This is a genomic window from Serratia sp. BNK-23, from assembly GCF_047456145.1.
GTDB classification, from domain to species: Bacteria; Pseudomonadota; Gammaproteobacteria; order Enterobacterales; family Enterobacteriaceae; genus Serratia; species Serratia nematodiphila.
In genome coordinates this window covers 3,278,435-3,296,750 of sequence record NZ_CP179900.1, presented here as the reverse complement: position 1 = coordinate 3,296,750, position 18,316 = coordinate 3,278,435, and the positions used below count along the sequence as shown (strand labels likewise).

The 18,316-nt window shown below is 63.3% G+C and carries 21 protein-coding genes and 1 other annotated feature; of the genes, 7 read left to right on the top strand and 14 right to left on the bottom strand.

The features are described 5' to 3' along the window. Positions 1-57 precede the first annotated feature (57 nt). The 9 genes from hisIE to hisL form a co-directional block, all read right to left on the bottom strand. Positions 58-678: a bifunctional phosphoribosyl-AMP cyclohydrolase/phosphoribosyl-ATP diphosphatase HisIE gene (gene hisIE, locus ACMGF9_RS15705; protein WP_015377251.1), complete on the bottom strand. Its 621-nt coding sequence runs from the start codon at positions 676-678 to the stop codon at positions 58-60. Further along, a complete protein-coding gene (gene hisF, locus ACMGF9_RS15700) occupies positions 672-1,448 on the bottom strand; it encodes an imidazole glycerol phosphate synthase subunit HisF (RefSeq protein ID WP_015377252.1) in 777 nt (258 codons plus the stop codon). Before hisF ends, hisIE begins: the two co-directional genes overlap by 7 nt. Next, positions 1,430-2,167, bottom strand: coding sequence for a 1-(5-phosphoribosyl)-5-[(5-phosphoribosylamino)methylideneamino]imidazole-4-carboxamide isomerase (gene hisA, locus ACMGF9_RS15695; RefSeq protein ID WP_033650627.1), 738 nt, complete (start codon positions 2,165-2,167; stop codon positions 1,430-1,432). Before hisA ends, hisF begins: the two co-directional genes overlap by 19 nt. Before the next feature lie 5 nt (positions 2,168-2,172). Further along, positions 2,173-2,763, bottom strand: a complete 591-nt coding sequence (hisH, locus tag ACMGF9_RS15690) for an imidazole glycerol phosphate synthase subunit HisH (protein WP_021504315.1) — start codon at positions 2,761-2,763, stop codon at positions 2,173-2,175. Beyond that, a complete protein-coding gene (hisB, locus tag ACMGF9_RS15685) occupies positions 2,763-3,830 on the bottom strand; it encodes a bifunctional histidinol-phosphatase/imidazoleglycerol-phosphate dehydratase HisB (protein ID WP_015377254.1) in 1,068 nt (355 codons plus the stop codon). Before hisB ends, hisH begins: the two co-directional genes overlap by 1 nt. Continuing rightward, positions 3,827-4,915, bottom strand: a complete 1,089-nt coding sequence (gene hisC, locus ACMGF9_RS15680; protein ID WP_044031583.1) for a histidinol-phosphate transaminase — start codon at positions 4,913-4,915, stop codon at positions 3,827-3,829. Before hisC ends, hisB begins: the two co-directional genes overlap by 4 nt. Then, on the bottom strand, positions 4,912-6,219 hold the full coding sequence (gene hisD / locus ACMGF9_RS15675) for a histidinol dehydrogenase (RefSeq protein ID WP_004938796.1): 1,308 nt from the start codon (positions 6,217-6,219) through the stop codon (positions 4,912-4,914). The genes hisC and hisD overlap by 4 nt, the downstream gene beginning before the upstream one ends. A gap of 4 nt (positions 6,220-6,223) precedes the next feature. Next, a complete protein-coding gene (gene hisG, locus ACMGF9_RS15670) occupies positions 6,224-7,123 on the bottom strand; it encodes an ATP phosphoribosyltransferase (protein WP_015377256.1) in 900 nt (299 codons plus the stop codon). A 70-nt stretch (positions 7,124-7,193) separates the two neighbouring features. Beyond that, positions 7,194-7,320, bottom strand: a sequence feature (His leader region). Further along, positions 7,296-7,343: a his operon leader peptide gene (hisL, locus tag ACMGF9_RS15665; protein WP_100396937.1), complete on the bottom strand. Its 48-nt coding sequence runs from the start codon at positions 7,341-7,343 to the stop codon at positions 7,296-7,298. Its footprint overlaps the feature before it by 25 nt. 229 nt (positions 7,344-7,572) lie before the next feature. Between hisL and ACMGF9_RS15660 the strand changes: the two genes are divergently transcribed. Next, positions 7,573-8,397: an SDR family oxidoreductase gene (locus tag ACMGF9_RS15660; RefSeq protein ID WP_193158903.1), complete on the top strand. Its 825-nt coding sequence runs from the start codon at positions 7,573-7,575 to the stop codon at positions 8,395-8,397. 6 nt (positions 8,398-8,403) lie between these two features. Here ACMGF9_RS15660 and ACMGF9_RS15655 read toward each other — a convergent pair whose 3' ends face one another. Continuing rightward, a complete protein-coding gene (locus ACMGF9_RS15655; protein WP_049187404.1) occupies positions 8,404-9,318 on the bottom strand; it encodes a LysR family transcriptional regulator in 915 nt (304 codons plus the stop codon). A 248-nt stretch (positions 9,319-9,566) separates the two neighbouring features. Between ACMGF9_RS15655 and speB the strand changes: the two genes are divergently transcribed. The 3 genes from speB (at position 9,567) to ACMGF9_RS15640 (ending at position 12,876) form a co-directional block, all read left to right on the top strand. Further along, positions 9,567-10,499 (top strand): agmatinase, encoded by a 933-nt coding sequence (speB, locus tag ACMGF9_RS15650; protein WP_015377259.1) that lies wholly within the window; start codon positions 9,567-9,569, stop codon positions 10,497-10,499. Positions 10,500-10,576: 77 nt separating this feature from the next. Then, positions 10,577-11,962 (top strand): sodium:solute symporter, encoded by a 1,386-nt coding sequence (locus ACMGF9_RS15645; protein WP_414160315.1) that lies wholly within the window; start codon positions 10,577-10,579, stop codon positions 11,960-11,962. Positions 11,963-12,066: 104 nt separating this feature from the next. Beyond that, positions 12,067-12,876 (top strand): nitrilase family protein, encoded by an 810-nt coding sequence (locus ACMGF9_RS15640; RefSeq protein ID WP_312424268.1) that lies wholly within the window; start codon positions 12,067-12,069, stop codon positions 12,874-12,876. Positions 12,877-12,950: 74 nt separating this feature from the next. Here the strand turns inward: ACMGF9_RS15640 and ACMGF9_RS15635 are convergent, their stop codons facing one another. Both ACMGF9_RS15635 and ACMGF9_RS15630 read right to left on the bottom strand, forming a co-directional pair. Then, positions 12,951-13,934, bottom strand: coding sequence for a magnesium and cobalt transport protein CorA (locus ACMGF9_RS15635; protein ID WP_015377262.1), 984 nt, complete (start codon positions 13,932-13,934; stop codon positions 12,951-12,953). An 11-nt stretch (positions 13,935-13,945) separates the two neighbouring features. Continuing rightward, complete coding sequence (locus ACMGF9_RS15630) at positions 13,946-14,365, bottom strand: GNAT family N-acetyltransferase (protein WP_016928392.1); 420 nt, start codon at positions 14,363-14,365, stop codon at positions 13,946-13,948. Between the two features lie 131 nt (positions 14,366-14,496). Between ACMGF9_RS15630 and ACMGF9_RS15625 the strand changes: the two genes are divergently transcribed. Then, positions 14,497-15,597 (top strand): PQQ-dependent sugar dehydrogenase, encoded by a 1,101-nt coding sequence (locus tag ACMGF9_RS15625; protein ID WP_021504378.1) that lies wholly within the window; start codon positions 14,497-14,499, stop codon positions 15,595-15,597. A 13-nt stretch (positions 15,598-15,610) separates the two neighbouring features. Here the strand turns inward: ACMGF9_RS15625 and ACMGF9_RS15620 are convergent, their stop codons facing one another. Both ACMGF9_RS15620 and ACMGF9_RS15615 read right to left on the bottom strand, forming a co-directional pair. Continuing rightward, positions 15,611-16,231, bottom strand: coding sequence for a glutathione S-transferase family protein (locus ACMGF9_RS15620; RefSeq protein WP_414160314.1), 621 nt, complete (start codon positions 16,229-16,231; stop codon positions 15,611-15,613). An 89-nt stretch (positions 16,232-16,320) separates the two neighbouring features. Further along, positions 16,321-16,977, bottom strand: a complete 657-nt coding sequence (locus ACMGF9_RS15615) for an HAD family hydrolase (RefSeq protein ID WP_015377266.1) — start codon at positions 16,975-16,977, stop codon at positions 16,321-16,323. A gap of 107 nt (positions 16,978-17,084) precedes the next feature. Between ACMGF9_RS15615 and ACMGF9_RS15610 the strand changes: the two genes are divergently transcribed. After that, positions 17,085-17,321, top strand: coding sequence for a hypothetical protein (locus ACMGF9_RS15610; protein ID WP_071796764.1), 237 nt, complete (start codon positions 17,085-17,087; stop codon positions 17,319-17,321). Then, complete coding sequence (locus tag ACMGF9_RS15605; RefSeq protein WP_160125468.1) at positions 17,266-18,288, top strand: isopenicillin N synthase family dioxygenase; 1,023 nt, start codon at positions 17,266-17,268, stop codon at positions 18,286-18,288. Before ACMGF9_RS15610 ends, ACMGF9_RS15605 begins: the two co-directional genes overlap by 56 nt. Positions 18,289-18,316: the final 28 nt, after the last annotated feature.

The window sequence follows — 18,316 nt, the reverse complement described above, 5'->3', positions numbered from 1 at the left end:
TAAAAAAAGCCGCCGAGGTTAACGCCCGGCGGCTTTTTTATTGCGTGCGAGTTAACGTCATGCTTTTTTCTGATGCCGCTCGCGCAGCCGGCCGATCACCGCGCTCAGATCCAGATCCTGGTCCTGCAGCAGCACCAGCAGGTGATAGATCAGGTCCGAAGCTTCGTTGGTCAGCTCTTCGCGATCGTTGACCGTGGCGGCCAGCGCGGTTTCCACGCCTTCCTCCCCGACTTTCTGCGCGATGCGCTTGGTGCCGCTGGCGTACAGGCTGGCGGTGTACGAGCTGTCCGGGCTGGCGTGCTTGCGCTCCGCCAACAGCTGTTCCAACTGATAGAGGAACGTCCAGTCGCTGGCGGCCGGATGGAAGCAGCTGCTGTTGCCCAGGTGGCAGGTCGGGCCGATCGGGTTGGCCAATACCAACAGCGTGTCGTTATCGCAGTCCGGCGTGATGCTGACCACCTTGAGGAAGTGGCCGGAACTTTCGCCTTTGGTCCACAGGCGTTGCTTGGTGCGCGAGAAGAAGGTGACGTTGCCGCTCTGCTCGGTGGTCGCCAGCGCTTCCGGCGTCATGTAACCCAGCATCAGCACTTCGCCGGAAACGGCGTGCTGCACGATGGCCGGCATCAGGCCGTCGGTTTTCTCCCAGTCCAGCTGGTTTCTCTGTTGTTCTGTCAGCACACGCGAATCTCCACGCCTTGTTCGACCAGGAACCTTTTCAGTTCGCCGATATTGATGATTTGTTTGTGGAACACCGATGCCGCCAGCGCGCCGTCGACGTCCGCATCGCGGAACGCTTCCAGGAAGTGCTCCATCGTGCCCGCGCCGCCGGAGGCGATCAGCGGCACTTTGCAGACCTCGCGCACCTGGCGCAGCTGCTGCAGATCGTAACCGTTGCGCACGCCGTCCTGGTTCATCATGTTCAGCACGATCTCACCGGCGCCGCGGCGCTGCACTTCCTGCACCCAGTCGAGGGTTTCCCACTGGGTGACGCGGGTGCGGCTCTCGTCGCCGGTATATTGATTGACGTGATACTTGCCGGTTTCACTGTCGAACCAGGTATCGATACCCACCACGATGCACTGCACGCCAAAGCGATCCGCCAGGCGGCTAATCAGATCGGGATCGGCCAGCGCCGGCGAGTTGATCGAAATCTTGTCGGCGCCGAAAGACAGGATCTGGCTGGCGTCCTCGGCGCTTTTAATGCCGCCGGCGACGCAGAACGGAATATCAATCACCTCCGCCACGCGCGACACCCAGCTTTTGTCTACCACCCGGCCGTCGCTCGAGGCGGTGATATCGTAAAATACCAGCTCGTCCGCGCCTTCTTGCGCATAGCGCTGCGCCAGCGGCACGATGTCGCCGATGATTTCGTGGTTGCGGAACTGCACGCCTTTCACCACTTGCCCGTCTTTAACATCCAGGCACGGGATTATCCGTTTTGCCAGCATGCGATCGCCTCCTCAACGCTAAATTTACCTTCCAGCAGGGCGCGCCCCACGATCACGCCGGCAACGCCGCTGCCGCGCAGCTGGGCGATGTCGTCCAGATTGCCGATGCCGCCCGAGGCCTGGAAGGCCACCTGCGGATAACGGCGGCTGATTTCCTGATACAGCGCCACGTTGGAACCGGCCAGCGTGCCGTCGCGCGAAATATCGGTGCACAGCACGTGCTTGAGCCCGTAGGGCAGGAACTGTTCCACCACCTGCTCAAGCGTGGCGTCGGAGTCTTCTTGCCAGCCGCTGATGGCCACGCGCTTCACGCCCTGCGCGTCGATGCGCACATCCAACGCCAGCACCAGCGCGTCGGCGCCATAGCGTTCGAACCAGCTTTGCACCAACTGCGGCTGTTTCACCGCGGTGGAGCCGATCACTACGCGCGTGGCGCCGGCCTCCAGCAGGGCGCTGACGTCTTGTTCGTTGCGGATGCCGCCGCCGACCTGCACCGGTACGTTAACTCCCGCCAACAGCTTGCGCAGCAGCGGGATCTGGCGCGCGGCCGGATCCTTGGCGCCGGTCAGGTCGACCAGGTGCAGCACCTGGGCGCCCTGTTGTTGATAGTCCTGCAGGCGCAGCAGCGGATCGTTGCCGTAGTCGCGCTGTTGGCCGTAATCGCCCTGATGCAAACGCACCACGTTGCCATCGATCAAATCCAAAGCCGGAATAATCATGCTGCCTACATCTCCAGAAAGTTTTTCAACAGTTGCGCGCCGGCCGCTCCAGATCGTTCTGGATGAAACTGCACGCCGAAGAAGTTGTCTTTTTGCACGGCGGCGGTGAAGGGCTCGCCGTAATTCGCCTGGGCGATGGTGCTGGGGCATATCGGCATCGCATAGCTGTGAACGAAATAGAAGTAGGCGCCGTCATCGATGCCGCGGAACAGATGGTGGCCCGCCTGCGCGGATACCTGGTTCCAACCCATGTGCGGCAGCGGCAGGCCGAAGTCGGTCATCTGCTTGACCGGCGTATCGATGAGGCCGAGCGTCGTTATGCCGCCGTTCTCTTCGCTGCTGGCCGCCAGCAGCTGCATGCCGAGGCAAATGCCCAGCACCGGCTGCGTGCAGGCCCTGATCAGTTCGATCAAATCGCGCTCGCGCAGCTGATCCATCGCCGCCTGCGCAGTGCCGACGCCCGGCAGGAACAGCTTGTCGGCGCGCAGCACGATCTCCGGATCGCGGCTCACCTCCGGCTGATAACCCAGGCGCCGCACCGCGTAGGTGACGGAGGCCAGGTTGGCGCAGCCGGTATCCAAAATCACCACGTTCATCACAGCACTCCTTTCGAACTCGGCAGGGTATTGCCCTCGACGCGGATCGCCTGGCGCAGCGTGCGGCCAAACACTTTGAACAGGCTCTCGACCCGGTGGTGGTCGTTTTTGCCCTTGGTCTTCAGGTGCAGCGTGCAACCCATGGTGTAGGAGAGCGAACGGAAGAAGTGCTCGACCATTTCGGTGCTGAGATCGCCGACGCGCTGATAGTTGAACTCGGCCTTGTACTCCAGGTGCGGGCGGCCGGAGATATCCAGCGCGCAGCGCGCCAGACACTCGTCCATCGGCAGCACGAAGCCGAAGCGGGCAATGCCGCGCTTGTCGCCGAGCGCCTTGTTCAACGCTTCGCCCAACGCCAGGCCGGTGTCCTCTACGGTGTGGTGATCGTCGATATACAGGTCGCCTTTGACGTCGATCTCCATGCGGAAGCCGCCGTGGGTGGCGATCTGATCCAGCATGTGATCGAAGAAGCCGACGCCGGTTTTGATCTTGCTGCCGCCTTCGCGATCCAGCCAGACGTTGACATCGATCTGCGTCTCTTTGGTCACGCGGTTAACCCGCGCATGACGGTCGCGCAGGGTCAGCTGGCGCACGATCTCTTTCCAGCCCAGCACGCCGCGTTGGTAGCGCAGCCCCTGAATGCCCATGTTTTCCGCCAGCTGCACGTCGGTCGGCCGATCGCCGATCACGTAGCTGTGGGCGGTATCGAGCACGCCGGGTTCGAGGTAACCCTTCACCAGCGCGGTCTTCGGCTTGCGGCAGTCGCAGTTGTCCGCCGGCAGGTGCGGGCAGATCAGCACATCGGCGAACTGAATGCCCTGCGAACTGAGGATCTGCATCATCAGGTTGTGCGGCGGATCGAAGGTCTCCTGCGGGAAACTGGCGGTGCCGAGCCCATCCTGATTGGTGATCATCACCAGCTGATATCCCGCCTGTTGCAGCGCCAGCAGGGAAGGGATCACGTCTGGCTCGAGCGCCAGCTTGTCCAGGCGGTCAACCTGGAAATCTTCCGGTGGCTCGGCGATCAGCGTGCCGTCACGATCGATAAAGAGGATTTTTTGGCTCACATTGGCTCCTGGCGAGTCTGGTTGGCGCCGGGCAGGGCGGACAAGGCGTCCACCACGCGTTGACATTCGTCGCGGGTGCCTATGGTGATGCGCAGGCAGCCGGACAACCCGGGCTGTTTGTTTTGGTCTCGTAAGATAATGCCCTGATCCCACAAGCTTTTAAACACATTACTTGAGGCGGTGAAGCGAGCCAGCAGGTAATTGCTGTCGCTGGCGAAAACCTGCTCGACGCAGGCGCATTTTTCCAGCTGTTGCTGCAGCCAGCTGCGGGTGGCTGCGATGTCGGTGACGCGCTGGCGCATGGTGCGGATACCTTCTTCGCTCAGCGCCTGCGCGGCGATATCCGCCACCGGCGTCGAGAGCGGGTAAGGGGCGATCACCTTCAGCAGCAGGGCAATCAGATCTTCATTGGCGAGCGTAAAGCCGCAGCGCAGGCCGGCCAGCGCAAAGGCCTTTGACAGCGTACGCAGAATAGCCAGGTGCGGGTAGTCGCTCAACCAACCGGCTACCGAAGCCTGCGGGCAAAACTCGATATAGGCTTCGTCCACCGCGACGATCGCCTTGCCTTTGGCCAGCTCCAGCAGGCTGCGCAGAGAGTCCGGGTCGATCAGGTTGCCGGTCGGGTTGTTCGGGCTGCAGACGTAGATCAACTTCACGTTGTCCAGGCTGTCCGCGATGGCCGGCAGATCCAACTGCCAGTCCTCTTTGGCGGCCACGGTGCGGCGCTCCACGCCAAAGGTTTCGGCGCTGACGGCGTACATGCCGTAGGTCGGCGGGCAGAACAGAATGGCGTCTTTGCCCGGCTCGCAGAAGGCGCGTATCAGCAGCTCGATGCCCTCGTCGGCGCCGCGGCTGACCAGCACCTGCTCTTTCTTCACCCCGGCATAGGCGGCGTAGCGTTCGATCACCTGCGCCGGCTGGCACTCCGGATAGCGGTTGAAGGTTTGCGCGCTCAGCTGGAATTCCGGGGCGATCGGGTATTCGTTGGCGTTCAGCCATACGTCGCCCTTGCCGCCGAGGCGGCGCGCCGATTGATAAGGGGTCAGCTCGCGAACGTTGGCGCGCGCCAGTTTTTCGATGCTCATGCTTGCTCCTTCAGGGCGGCGACGCGCAGGGTCACGGCGTTCTTGTGGGCGATCAGCTGCTCGGCGGCAGCCAGCGTCTCGATGGTGGCGGCCAGGTTGCTGAAGCCCTGCGGCGTCAGCTCCTGCACCGTCATGCGTTTTTGGAAATCGGCCAGCCCAAGGCTGGAGCAGGTGGCGGTGTAGCCGTAGGTCGGCAGCACGTGGTTGGTGCCGGAGGCGTAATCGCCAGCGGACTCCGGCGACCAGTCGCCGAGGAACACCGAGCCGGCGCTGGTGATGCCGTCCACCAGTTCGCGCGCATTGCGGGTCTGAATAATCAGGTGCTCCGGGCCGTAGCGGTTGCTGATCGCCACGCACTCAGCCAGATCGCGCGCTACGATCAGGCGGCTGCTCGCCAGCGCCTGACGGGCGGTCTCGGCGCGCGGCAGCTCGGCCAGCTGGCTTTCCACCGCTTCGGCCACCGCCTGCGCCATTGCCGCGTCCGGCGTCAGCAGGATCACCTGCGAATCCGGGCCGTGTTCGGCCTGCGACAGCAGATCGGAAGCGACGAACGCCGGAGTGGCGCCGGCGTCGGCGATCACCAGCACCTCCGAAGGGCCGGCCGGCATGTCGATGGCCGCGCCATCAAGGCGCTGACTGACCTGCCGCTTGGCTTCGGTCACGAAGGCGTTGCCCGGCCCGAAGATCTTCGCCACGCGCGGCACGCTCTCGGTGCCGAACGCCAGGGCAGCGATCGCCTGCGCGCCCCCGACCTGAAACACTTCCTGCACGCCGCACAGCTGCGCCGCATACAGGATCTCATCGGCGATCGGCGGCGGTGAGCACAGCACCACCCGGCGGCAGCCGGCGATGCGTGCCGGCGTCGCCAGCATCAGCACGGTGGAGAACAGCGGCGCCGATCCGCCGGGAATATACAGGCCGACCGAGTCGATGGGGCGGGTCACCTGTTGGCAGCGCACGCCCGGTTGCGTTTCGACGTCCACCGGCGGCAGTCGCTGCGCGTTGTGGAAGGTTTCCACGTTGGCGACGGCCACCGCCATCGCCTGTTTGATGTCGTCGCCCAACCGCGCGGCGGCGGCGGCGATCTGCTCGGCGCTGACGCGCAGCGCCGAGACTTCCGCCTTGTCGAAACGGGCGCTATAGTCGCGCAGCGCCCGATCGCCGTTGGCCTTCACGTTGTCGAGGATCTCGCTCACCGTGCGGGTGATGCTGTCAGAGGCGGCGATGGCCGGGCGCATCAGCAGCTCGGCCTGGCGTTCGGCGCTGCTGGTCGCCCAATCGATCGGCGTGTTGAAGGTCGACATGGCGTTACTCCATCATCTTTTCAATCGGCAGCACCAGAATCGAGCTGGCGCCGAGCGCTTTCAGTTTTTCCATGGTTTCCCAGAACAGGGTTTCGCTGCTCACCATGTGCATCGCCACGCGGTTCTGCGCGCCGGCCAGCGGCAGAATGGTCGGGCGCTCGGCGCCCGGCAACAGCGCGACGATCTCGTCCAGTTTCTCGCTCGGCGCGTGCAGCATGATGTATTTGGATTCACGCGCCTGGATCACGCCCTGAATGCGGGTCATCAGGCGATCGATCAGCTGCTGTTTGGCTTCCGGCATTTCGCCGTCGCGCTGGATCAGGCAAGCCTTGGAGCGGTAGATCACTTCGACTTCACGCAGGCCGTTGGCCTCCAGCGTGGCGCCGGTTGAGACCAGATCGCAGATGGCGTCGGCCAGACCGGCGCGCGGCGCCACTTCCACCGAGCCGTTCAGCAGGCAAGATTTGAAGCGCACGCCCTGCTTGTCGAGGTATTGCTTCAGCAGGTGCGGGTAAGAGGTGGCGATGCGGGCGTCCTGCAGGCTTTGCGGGCCGGCGTATTCGGCATCGAGCGGGGTGGCCAGCGACAGGCGGCAGCCGCCGAAATCGAGGCGGCGCAGCGTGAAGTAACGCGGGTCTTCGCCCTGGGCGCGGCGGCTGAGCAGCTCTTCTTCCAGCACGTTTTCGCCGATGATGCCGAGATCGACCACGCCGTCCATCACCAGGCCCGGAATATCGTCGTCGCGCACGCGCAGGATATCGATCGGCATGTTCTCGGCGAAGGCGATCAGACGCTGCTGCTGCAGGTTGATCTTGATGCCGCAGCGCGCCAGCAGTTCCTGGGATTCATCGCTCAGGCGGCCCGACTTCTGCATTGCGATCCGTAAACGTGTCTTGTCCAGCATGGTAACCTCTGTTTAATCTGTAATTTTATGAATTTATTGTAAAAACTATTCTTTCTGTCTGTCCGGAGCCAAAAAAAAACCCTCGGAAGAAATCTTCCGAGGGCTCTCTCTTGCGTTCTGCGCGCCACTGGAAGATTAACAAACCGTCTTCCAGCACTCATCGCCTGAAAGACTAGTCAGGGTGATGGTGATGATGGTGGTTGAACTGAACGCGTGTCATGGTGTTTTTCTCTAATCAAAAGCCGGTAAAAACCGTATGCCAATTAAGCTAAACTATCCGCTGTCCACCGCGCAACCCTTTTTTAACGTCATAAATTTAATTTATTGAAACAGGTTAGGTTATTAGCCACAGACAGCTTTACCTGACCTTAAGCCGGGCAGATTGTATCGCCGTGCGCAGTGGCGTAGCCTTAGGGGTAGGGCGCTGCGATCTTCAGGAGAGGAAGAGGATGAAAAAGGTAGCCATTATTGGTTTGGGTTGGCTGGGCATGCCGTTGGCGCTGTCGCTGATGGGGCGCGGGTATGACGTGGTCGGTAGCAAAACCACGCCGGACGGCGTCGAGGCCGCGCGCATGAGCGGCATCGAATGCTACCAACTGGAACTGACGCCGGAGCTGGTGTGCGATCCGGACGATCTGGAATCGCTGCTGCGCGTGGATGCGTTGGTGGTGACACTGCCCGCTCGCCGCACCGTCGAAGGCAGCGAAAACTATTTCAATGCGGTGCGTATGCTGGTGGACAGCGCGATGGCCTTTGGCGTGCCGCGGGTGATCTTCACCAGTTCCACCTCGGTGTACGGCGAAACCGCAGGCACGCTGCGCGAAGAGTCGCCGTTGCGGCCGGTCTTGCCGTCAGGGCGGGTGTTGGCCGAGCTGGAACGTTGGCTGCATGAATTGCCGAACACCTCGGTGGACATTCTGCGCCTGGCGGGGCTGGTGGGCGCCGATCGTCACCCCGGCCGCTTCCTGGCGGGCAAGCTCGACGTGAAGGGCGGTTCGCAGGGGGTGAATCTGGTGCACCAGGACGACGTCATCGCCGCCATCCAGCTGTTGCTGAAGCTGCCGAAGGGCGGCCACGTGTACAACCTGTGCGCGCCGCGTCATCCGGCCAAGCGCGAATTTTATCCGGCGCTGGCCGAGCAGTTGCATCTGGAGCCGCCGCAGTTCGCCGACGAGGCGGAGCAGGACGAGCGGCTGGTGGACGGCAACCGCATCTGCAACGAGCTGGGTTTTGAATACCAGTATCCCGATCCGGCGCGCATGCCGGTCAGTTAACGTCCGTCAGGCCCCGCGCATGCGGGGCTTTTTTTCGCCGGCGCGCGCCAAATCCTCCAGCAGCGCGTTCAACGCCTCGTTGGGCTGGACGGGGCGGCTGACCAGGCTAAGCGTGGCGCGATAAGAGAGCGCCGTGCCGCCCAACTGCCGCAGCAGCCCCTGTTCCACCCAGCGCGCCGCGTAGTGGGTGGGCAGATAGCCAAGGCAGGTACCGCTCAGCACCAGATGGGCGACGCTTTCCATATGGTGAGCCACCGCCGCCAAGTGAGGCGGCGCGATCGGGCACAGCTGCTGCGCCAGCAGGTAGCCGCGCTTGACCCAGCGCGCGTTTTCAATCTGCTCGCGCTCGGGTTCTTCCACCGCGAACAGCGGGTGATCCGTGCTGCAGTAGATCGCCTGTATTTCCTCCAGCCACGGCTGATAACGTAACTCCTCCAGCTGTTGGCCGAAGTAGCCGATGCCCAGATCGAGCTGCTGGTGCAGCAGCCCTTGCTCAATCTCGTTCGGCGAACAGATGCGGCACTGCAATTGCACGTCCTGATGGCGCCGCTGAAAGTGCTTGATGGCCTGGCTGAACGGATTGCCCGGCAGCGAAACCAGATTGTCCACCAGACCGATTTGCAGATCGCCGGTCAGCAGGCCGTTCAGCGACTGGCTGACCCGGGTGAAGTCGCGGGCGGCGTTGAACAGCGAACGGCAGGCGATCAGCATGCGTTCGCCCTTGGGCGTCAGCCGGAAGCCGGAGCGCCCGCGTTGGCACAGGCGAAAACCCAGTCTGGTTTCCAACGAGGCCAGATGGGTGCTGATGGTGGATTGGTTCATCAGCAGCGCTTCCTGCGCGGCGCTGACGCCCTGGGCTTCCGCTACCGCGACGAACACCCGCAGCAGTTTCAGATCGATATCGCTTAGGTTGGTGAGCATTCCCCCTCCGCAGAACGTCGGCCGGTTAACCCATTTTTAACATCGAAGAAATAGGTGCGGCGCTGAAGATATGGCCTTTCTTATGGCATGAAGTTGAAATAAAAATCAATACTTCAATAGGTTAGTTGCATCGCGTTTTCCGATGTTTACATGCAAAAGCGGGAATGGTAGCCGAGGTGGCCACCGGGGTAGCCTGCGAATGTTGCTCAAATGTTTCAATCCATCGCAGATAACGACAAGGAAACGCCATGCTGAACCAACCCCAAAGCGGTAACGATATGCCGCGCTTTGCCGGCCTCCCCACCATGATGCGCCTGCCCGCGGCAGAACAGGCGCGCGGTCTGGACGCCGCCTTTGTCGGCATTCCGCTCGATATCGGCACCTCCAACCGCAGCGGCACTCGCTATGGCCCGCGCCAGATCCGCCAGGAATCGGTGATGATCCGTCCTTACAACATGGGCACCGGCTCTGCGCCGTTTGAACGGCTGCAGGTGGCCGATCTGGGGGATGTCGCCATCAACCCCTACAGCCTGGCGGACAGCGTGCAGCGCATCGAGGCGGCTTACCACGAGATCCTGGCGCACGGCTGCACGCCGTTGACGCTCGGCGGCGATCACACCCTGACGCTGCCGGTGCTGCGCGCCGTCGCCCGTCGTCATGGCCCGGTCGGGCTGATCCACGTCGATGCGCATTCCGATACCAACGAGGAGATGTTCGGCGAACAGCTGGCGCACGGCACCACCTTCCGCCGCGCGTTTGAGGAGGGGCTGCTGGCGCCGGAAAAAGTGGTGCAGATTGGCCTGCGCGGCAGCGGCTATGCGGCGGATGACTTCGACTGGTCACGCCGCCAGGGCTTTCGTGTGGTGCCGGCTGAGGCCTGCTGGCACCGGTCGCTGACGCCGCTGATGGCGGAGATCCGCGAACAGATGGGCGAAGCGCCGGTTTATCTCAGCTTCGATATCGACGGGCTGGATCCGGCCTTCGCACCGGGCACCGGCACGCCGGAGGTCGGCGGGCTGTCGGTCTGGCAAGGGCTGGAGATCGTGCGCGGCTGTCATGGACTGAACCTGGTCGGCGGCGACGTGGTGGAGGTGTCGCCGCCTTACGATCGCTCCGGTAACACCGCGCTGCTGGCGGCCAACCTACTGTTTGAAATGCTGTGCGTGCTGCCGGCCCGCTGAGGCCGGCTCACTGACTCTACCGGCGGAGCGGTTGCGTCGGGGCCCCTGATAACAATAACTACGGAGTGGAGGTACCCATGAATCTCGATCTGCTGGTCGTGGTGTTTTACTTTCTGGTGATAGGCGCGGTGGGGGGGATGGGCATTCGCCGCGCCAATTCCAAAGAGGCGTATCTGGTGGCCGGGCGCAACCTGGGGCCGGGGCTGTATCTGGGCACGCTGTCGGCGGTGGTGCTCGGCGGCGCGTCGACCATCGGCAGCGTCAAGCTCGGCTACACCTACGGCATCTCCGGCGTCTGGCTGTGCGGCGCGCTGGGGCTGGGCATTGTGGTGCTGAGTCTGGTGCTGGCCAAGCCGCTGCTCAAACTGAAGCTGTATACCGTCAGCCAGGTGCTGTCGCGGCGCTATCACCCGGCGGCGCGGGTCACCAGCGGCGCGATCATGCTGGCGTATGACCTGATGGTGGCGGTGACCTCGATCATCGCCATCGGCAGCGTAATGCAGGTGATGTTCGGCCTGTCGTTCAGCGCGTCTATCCTGCTCGGCGGCGGGCTGGTGGTGCTGTATTCGACGCTGGGCGGCATGTGGTCGCTGACGCTGACCGACATCATTCAGTTCATCATCATGACCGTCGGCATGATGCTGGTGCTGATGCCGATGAGCATCGTCAAGGCCGGCGGCTGGGAGGCGTTCACCAGCCTGCTGCCCGCCGGTTACTACCAGCTGTCGTCGATCGGGCTGGACACCATTCTGGTGTTCTTCCTGATCTACTTCTTCGGCATTCTGATCGGCCAGGACATCTGGCAGCGGGTGTTCACCGCCCGCAGCGCCAATGTGGCGCGCTTCGCCGGGCTGGGGGCGGGCGTCTATTGCGTGCTGTACGGCGTGACCGGCGCGCTGATAGGCATGGCCGGCAAGATCGTGCTGCCGTCGCTCAGCAACACCGACGGCGCCTTCGCCGCCATCGCGCAGGCGGTGTTGCCGGTCGGCGTCAGCGGGCTGGTGGCCGCCGCGGCCCTGGCGGCGCTGATGTCCACTGCCAGCGCCTGCCTGTTGGCGTCTTCGACCATCGCGCTGGAGGACGTGCTGCCGGCCATCCGCCGTAAACCTTCCGGCGGGCTGGCCGCCGGGCGCTTCACCACGCTTTTCATGGGCGCGGTCATGCTGGGGCTGGCGTTTGTGGTGCGTGACGTACTGGCGGCGCTGACGCTGGCTTACAACCTGTTGGTGGGCGGCATGCTGATCCCGCTGGTGGGGGCGATCTTCTGGCCGCGCGCCACCAGCGTTGGGGCCATCGCCAGCATGCTGACCGGCAGCCTGTGCGTGGTGGGGCTGATGGTCTGGCACGGCATCGACGCCAACAGCCCGATCTACGGCGGTCTGCTGGGCGGCGGCGTCGCCTTCGTGCTGGGCAGCCTGCTGAGCCGCCCGACGCCGCAGCTGCAGGCGCAAACTGAACGCTGAGGCGCGATCCGGGCTTTTATCACGGCGCCTTTACTGATTTACTGAGGAGCAGGGCGCATCGCCGCCCTGTCGGTTTAACGGTGAGGGTAAGGAGAAGGTGAGCCATGGGTAAAATCAGCGTCGCATGCTGCCAGTTAGCGCTGCGGGTAGGGGAAGCAGAGCATAATCGGGCGCAGTCCGCTCAGGCGATCCGTCATGCGGCGCAGCGCGGCGCCAACGTCATCGTGTTGCCGGAGTTGGTGAACAGCGGCTATGTGTTGCGCGATAAGGCGGAGGCGCGGGCGTTGGCCGAGAGCGAAGACGGGCCCAGCCTCAGCCTGTGGGGGGCCCTGGCGCGTGAGTTGGATGTGGCGATCGTCGCCGGTTTCTGCGAGCGGCTGCCCGATGGTGGGGTGGCCAACAGCGCGGCATTGATCGATGCGCAGGGCGTGAGGGCGATTTATCGCAAGGCCCACCTGTGGCATGAGGAGAGCACGATCTTTACCCCCGGCGATCGGCCGCCACCGGTCGTCGAGACCCGCTTTGGCCGGTTGGCGGTGATGATCTGCTACGATCTTGAATTCCCGGAGTGGGTGCGGCTGCCGGCGCTGGCCGGCGCTCAGCTGCTGTGCGCGCCGGTCAACTGGCCGCAGGCGCCGCGTCCGCAGGGCGAACGGCCGGCGGAGATGGTGAAGGCGCAGGCCAACGCCGCCGTCAATCGGCTGTTCATCGCGGTGTGCGATCGCTGCGAAACGGAGCGCGGCGTTGCGTGGATCGGCGGATCGGTGATCGTCGACGCCGATGGCTACCCGTTGACGCAGAGCCTGACAGGCGAAGGCATGGTGCTGGCATCGATGGATATCAGCACGGCCGATGACAAGCGCATCGGCCGCTACAATCATGTGCATCGCGATCGGCGGCCGATGCTGTATTGAAGCAGCGGGGCAGTCGGCGGATCCGGCTGCCCCGCCGATCGTTTCTCCGGCGGAAAAATCCGCCGTTTTGGCGCTTACAGCCAGCCTGACTTCTTCAACTTCTGATACAGGAAAATACAGCCGACGGCGGTCGCCCCCAGCGTGGCGTGATAGGCCCACGGGAATTTCAACTCCGGCATGTCGGCGAAGTTCATCCCGTACAGGCTGAAGATCACCGTCGGGATAGCCAAAATCGCCCCCCACCCCGCCAGCCGTTTCACCACTTCGTTTTGTTTGACCGTCACCAGCGCCAGATTGACGTGCATGGCGTTGGTCAGCATTTCGCGCATGTCGTCGATGTTGCTGACCACCTGATGCGCGTGATCCTGCACGTCGCGCACGTAAGCGCGCAGCTCTTTCGGGATCACTTCTTCGTGCAGACGGATCAGCTGGTTGCAAATTTCATCCATCGGCAGCGCGGCGTTGCGCAGCGCCAGCAGGTGGCGGCGCAGAGTATAGACGTTCTCGATCGCCGCCTGATCGAACTCCGACTGAAACATGTTGGCTTCGATGTTCTCGATGGTGCTCTCGAAGCGCGTTACCACGCTGCGGTAGTTATCCACCACGAAGTCCAACACCGAATAGAGGGCGAAGCCCGGCCCGCGGCACATCTGCTTGTGGTTCTCTTCCGCCTTGGCGCGGATCGGCGCGTAGCTGGGCGAGGCGCCGTGGCGCACCGTCACCAGAAAGTTTTTGCCGACGAAGAAGTGGGTTTCGCCGTATTCGATTTCGTCGTGCTCGCCCCACTGCGCGGTTTTCACCACGATGAACAGCGAGTCGCCGTAGGTCTCCAGCTTCGGCCGCTGGTGCGCACACAGCGCGTCTTCGATCGCCAAATCGTGCAGGCCGAACTCCTCCTGCACCTTGCGCATAAACGCCGGTTCCGGCTGCCGCAACCCCAGCCAGACGAAGGTGTCCGGTTGTTTGACCACCTCGCTGATATCGTCGATGGTCACTTCGCCCAGCCGTTGGCCGGCTTTGTACGCCACACAGTTCACCACCATGCTTTTGCTGTCCATCTGTCCATCCATCAATCAGTCAGGGTTTTGGTAAGAAAATAGCACTCATGTTCCACCGGATACTCTTTCAGCGTCATTTGCAGCTGATAGCCGAGCTTTTCGTAGAACGGCCGCGCCTGGAAGCTGAAGGTGTCGAGACGGGCGTAGCGGCAGCCGCGCGCCTGCGCCTCGTGCTCGGCGGCGCGCATCAGCCGGCCGCCGAGGCCGCTGCCGCGCTGGGTATCCGCCACCCACAGCCACTCGACGCTCAGCCAGTTGCCCCAGGTTTCGGCGGTCAGCCCGCCGATCACCGTGCCGGCCTCGTCGCGCGCATAGACGCTGAGCGGCTTGCGGTGGCTGGCGTCGATATGCGGCAGGTTGTAAGCGCGCAGGCCTTGCCTGATCGCATCGAGGGTATGTTCGTCAATCGCGTCGGTAACGGTAATGTCCATTTTTCCTCCTGGGTTATGGATTAACTTAAGCACACTGTGGCTAAAAGACAACCCGTTGAAATGTAATGTAAACACCCATTACGACGGGCTGGGCTACACTAAACGGGTCATTTCATCTTCAGGAGGACGCCATGCCCCGATTGACTCTGCTGGCCGGTTTGCTGCTGTGCAGCGGCCTGCTGCACGCCGCGCCGACGGTCAGCCAATTGCAGGACGGCCTGGAACACCCATGGTCGCTGGCCTTCTTGCCGGCGGAACAAGGCCTGCTTATCACCGAACGGCCCGGCCGGCTGCGGCTGTGGCTGCAGGGCAAGGGCCTGTCGCCGCCGATCGCCGGCGTGCCGCAGGTCTACGCCGAGGGGCAGGGCGGCCTGCTGGAGGTGTTGCCGGCCCCCGACTTCGCCGCCAGTCGCCGGGTATATCTCAGCTTCGCCGAACCGGGCGAGGGCGGCAAAGCCGGTACGGCGGTCGGCTATGGCCGCCTGAGCGACGATGGCGCGCGGTTGGAAAACTTTAAGGTGATCTTCCGTCAGCAACCTAAGCTGTCGGTCGGCAATCACTTTGGCGGCAAGCTGGCGTTCGATCGGCAGGGCTACCTGTTTATCGCGCTGGGCGAAAACAACCAGCGGCCGACGGCGCAGGAGACCGACAAACTGCAGGGCAAGCTGGTGCGGCTGACCGCCGAGGGCGCGGTACCGCCGGACAACCCCTGGGTCGGCCAGGCAGGTAAACGCCCGGAGGTTTGGTCCTACGGCCACCGTAATCCGCAAGGGTTGGCGCTGAATCCGTGGAGCGGCGCGATCTGGGAGCATGAACACGGTCCGCGCGGCGGCGATGAGCTCAATATCCCGCTGCCGGGTAAAAACTACGGCTGGCCGCTGGCCACCTATGGCATCAACTATTCCGGCCAACCGATACCGGAGGCCAAAGGGGAACGGGTGCCCGGCACCGAACAGCCGCTGCACTATTGGCGGGTTTCGCCCGGCCTCAGCGGCATGGCGTTTTATGACGGGCAGCGTTTCCCCGCCTGGCGGCATTCGCTGTTCATCGGCGCACTGGCGCAAAAGGAACTGATTCGCCTGACGCTGGAGGGCGACAAAGTGGTGGCGGAAGAGCGGCTGTTGGGCGATCGCGGCGAACGCATCCGCGAGGTGCGCAGCGGGCCGGATGGCTACCTGTATCTGCTGACGGACGAACGGGACGGCAAGCTGCTGAAGGTCGGGGCGTCGTAACGCCCCGCACGCGTCAGGTGAGTGCGCTCATCACGCCGCGCTGGTAGGCCGGGCGTGCGCGCAGCTGCTGATACCAGCGCTCCATGTTCGGCCGTGGGCGGCGGGCGATCGGCATTTCGAAGCAGGCGTAGGCGAAGCTGCCGAGCGGGATATCGCCGAAACCGAACGCGCCGCCGGAGAGGTAAGGCTGGTGCGCCAGCGTCTGTTCGATGACGTCGAAGTGTTTTTCCAGCGTGGCGATCGCCGCTTCGATTTTCGCCATGTCGCGCAACTCTGGCGCAGTGCGGATCAGGCCCCAAAAGACGATGGTGAAGGCCGGAACGATGGTCGAGGTGGTCCAGTCCATCCATTTCTCGGCGGCGGCGCGCGCCTGCAGATCTTGCGGATAGAACGTCGCGTCGCCGAATTTCGCCGCCAGGTAGCGCACGATGGTGTTGGACTCCCACAGCACGAAGTCATCGTCCTGCAGTAACGGCACCAGGCCGTTCGGGTTCAGCGCGCGGTAACTCTCTTCGTTGACCTTGCCAAACGCCCCGCCGGCGTTGATGTGGGTATAGCTCAGCCCCAGTTCGGCGGCGCACCACAGCACCTTCCTGACGTTGTTCGAATTCTCACGACCCCAAATGGTCAGCATGGGATAACTCCGTTAGCGGATTAAAGACCCTTAATACCTACGCCACAATGCGCTTTTTGTCACACCGCAGGGCATTTTTTGTCTGCCGCTCAACGCTCCCAGCGGCACACTTCCCAGCCGTGCTCCGCCGCCAGCGCGCTCAGTTCGCTGTCGGGATTGATCACCGTGGCGCTGTCGACGAATTGCAGCATCGCCTTGTCGTTGAGAGAGTCGCTGTAGCCGTGGCTGTGCTCGAACTTCAGGTGCGGGTGGTGCGCCAGCCAGTGCTGCAGGCGGATCACCTTGCCCTGTTGATAGGTCATGGTGCCGTAGGTGTTGCCGGTGAAGCGGCCGTCGCTGATTTCCACGCCGATCGCCAGCGCATCGTCGGCGCCGAGCTGTTCGGCGATCGGCGCCACCAGGTGTTCGCCGGTGGCGGAGATCACCAGAATGCAGTCGCCGCGCTCGCGGTGCCACTGCAGGCGTTCACGGGCGGCGGGATAGACGCGCGGCAGGATGTCGCGCCGGATGTAGCGTTGCACCCAGCCGGCCACGGTTTGCACGCTCAGGCCGGTCAGCGGCGCCAGCGTGGCCTGCATGTAGTCCTCCATCGACAGCTTGCCCTGATAATAGAGCTGCATCAGCTGCTGCTCCTGCAGTTCCAGCTCCGCCGGCGCGAACCCCTGGCCGACCAGCCAGCGGATCCACAGGCTGGCGCTGTCATCGTCAATCAGGGTTTCATCCAGGTCGAATAAGGCTAAATCCATCAGTATTTCTCCGGCAGGCAGGGTATGAGGTCGTTTACAGGATAGCGGATAGCGCACGTCGCCAGCCAGCGGCGTCGGCGAAATTGCGCAGAGCATAAGAAACATTGATGACGGTTTTGCGACAGTTTGTTGAACGTTTGCATAACTTAGAACGCAACAATATTGGCCGCCCCGGCGAGCGCGGTGGTAACTATGGGGCAAATGCAGCCACCCGCTGGGGAGGGTCAATGTTGATTATTCGCCTGTACGGCAGCCCGATCGTAATCGGGGAAGAAGAGGAACCGCATGATGACGCATCTGACGACGCTGAAGACGTTGCCGCTGCTGGATCTTTCGCAGCTTGACGGTGATGCGCGCCGGCGGCGCGCTTTTCTTGACGATTTGCGCACGGCGGCGCGCGACGTCGGTTTCTTCTATCTGCGCGGTCACGGCGTGGACGGCGCGTTGAATGCGCGGTTGCAGCACGCCGCGCGACAATTTTTCGCCCTGCCGGAAGCCGACAAGCTGGCGGTGCAGATGGTGCATTCGCCGCACTTTCGCGGTTACAACCGGGCGGCGGCGGAACTCACGCGCGGGCAGCCTGACTGGCGCGAGCAGTTCGATATCGGCGCTGAACGCCCGGCGCTGACGCTGGCTGACGACACGCCGCGCTGGGCGCGTCTGCAGGGGCCAAACCAGTGGCCGGCGGCGCTGCCGGCGCTGAAACCGCTGCTGCTGGAGTGGCAACAGGCGATGACCGCCATGTCGCTGCGGCTGCTGCGCGCTTTCGCGTTGGCACTTTCGCTGCCGGAGCAGGCTTTCGATCGCTTATACGGCGAGAAGCCCAACGAGCACATCAAACTGATCCGCTACCCGGGGCGGGACGCCACCGCCAGCGCACAGGGCGTCGGCGCGCACAAGGACTCCGGTTTTCTCAGCTTCCTGCTGCAGGACGCGCAAAAAGGGCTGCAGGTGGAGGTCAGCGAGGGGCAATGGATAGACGCGCAGCCGCGTGAAGATACCTTCGTAGTGAACATCGGCGAGCTGCTGGAGCTGGCGACCAACGGCTATCTGCGCGCCACGGTGCACCGGGTGGAAACGCCGCCGGCGGGGAGTGACAGATTATCGATTGCGTTCTTCCTCGGCGCGCGTCTGGACGCGGTGGTGCCGCTGTACCAACTGCCGCCGCAGCTGGCGGCGCAGGCGCGCGGTCCGGCCAGCGATCCGCTCAATCCGCTGCTGCGCGATGTGGGGTATAACTACCTGAAAGGCCGCATTCGCTCTCACCCCGATGTGGCACACCGTTTTTATCAGGACGTCATCGGCCTCTGAACGCCGGGCGTAAAAAAGCCCGGCGCGT

Bases quoted from the DNA above. Each gene is read 5' to 3' on its own strand.
- hisA (WP_033650627.1), bottom strand. From the start codon at position 2,167: ATGATTATTCCGGCTTTGGATTTGATCGATGGCAACGTGGTGCGTTTG.
- ACMGF9_RS15655 (WP_049187404.1), bottom strand. From the start codon at position 9,318: ATGCTCACCAACCTAAGCGATATCGATCTGAAACTGCTGCGGGTGTTC.
- ACMGF9_RS15645 (WP_414160315.1), top strand. From the start codon at position 10,577: ATGAATCTCGATCTGCTGGTCGTGGTGTTTTACTTTCTGGTGATAGGC.
- speB (WP_015377259.1), top strand. From the start codon at position 9,567: ATGCTGAACCAACCCCAAAGCGGTAACGATATGCCGCGCTTTGCCGGC.
- ACMGF9_RS15605 (WP_160125468.1), top strand. From the start codon at position 17,266: ATGACGCATCTGACGACGCTGAAGACGTTGCCGCTGCTGGATCTTTCG.
- hisG (WP_015377256.1), bottom strand. From the start codon at position 7,123: ATGCTGGACAAGACACGTTTACGGATCGCAATGCAGAAGTCGGGCCGC.
- ACMGF9_RS15630 (WP_016928392.1), bottom strand. From the start codon at position 14,365: ATGGACATTACCGTTACCGACGCGATTGACGAACATACCCTCGATGCG.
- ACMGF9_RS15625 (WP_021504378.1), top strand. From the start codon at position 14,497: ATGCCCCGATTGACTCTGCTGGCCGGTTTGCTGCTGTGCAGCGGCCTG.
- hisD (WP_004938796.1), bottom strand. From the start codon at position 6,219: ATGTCGACCTTCAACACGCCGATCGATTGGGCGACCAGCAGCGCCGAA.
- ACMGF9_RS15610 (WP_071796764.1), top strand. From the start codon at position 17,085: ATGACGGTTTTGCGACAGTTTGTTGAACGTTTGCATAACTTAGAACGC.
- ACMGF9_RS15620 (WP_414160314.1), bottom strand. From the start codon at position 16,231: ATGCTGACCATTTGGGGTCGTGAGAATTCGAACAACGTCAGGAAGGTG.
- hisC (WP_044031583.1), bottom strand. From the start codon at position 4,915: ATGAGCATCGAAAAACTGGCGCGCGCCAACGTTCGCGAGCTGACCCCT.
- hisH (WP_021504315.1), bottom strand. From the start codon at position 2,763: ATGAACGTGGTGATTTTGGATACCGGCTGCGCCAACCTGGCCTCCGTC.
- ACMGF9_RS15615 (WP_015377266.1), bottom strand. From the start codon at position 16,977: ATGGATTTAGCCTTATTCGACCTGGATGAAACCCTGATTGACGATGAC.
- ACMGF9_RS15635 (WP_015377262.1), bottom strand. From the start codon at position 13,934: ATGGACAGCAAAAGCATGGTGGTGAACTGTGTGGCGTACAAAGCCGGC.
- ACMGF9_RS15660 (WP_193158903.1), top strand. From the start codon at position 7,573: ATGAAAAAGGTAGCCATTATTGGTTTGGGTTGGCTGGGCATGCCGTTG.
- hisF (WP_015377252.1), bottom strand. From the start codon at position 1,448: ATGCTGGCAAAACGGATAATCCCGTGCCTGGATGTTAAAGACGGGCAA.
- ACMGF9_RS15640 (WP_312424268.1), top strand. From the start codon at position 12,067: ATGGGTAAAATCAGCGTCGCATGCTGCCAGTTAGCGCTGCGGGTAGGG.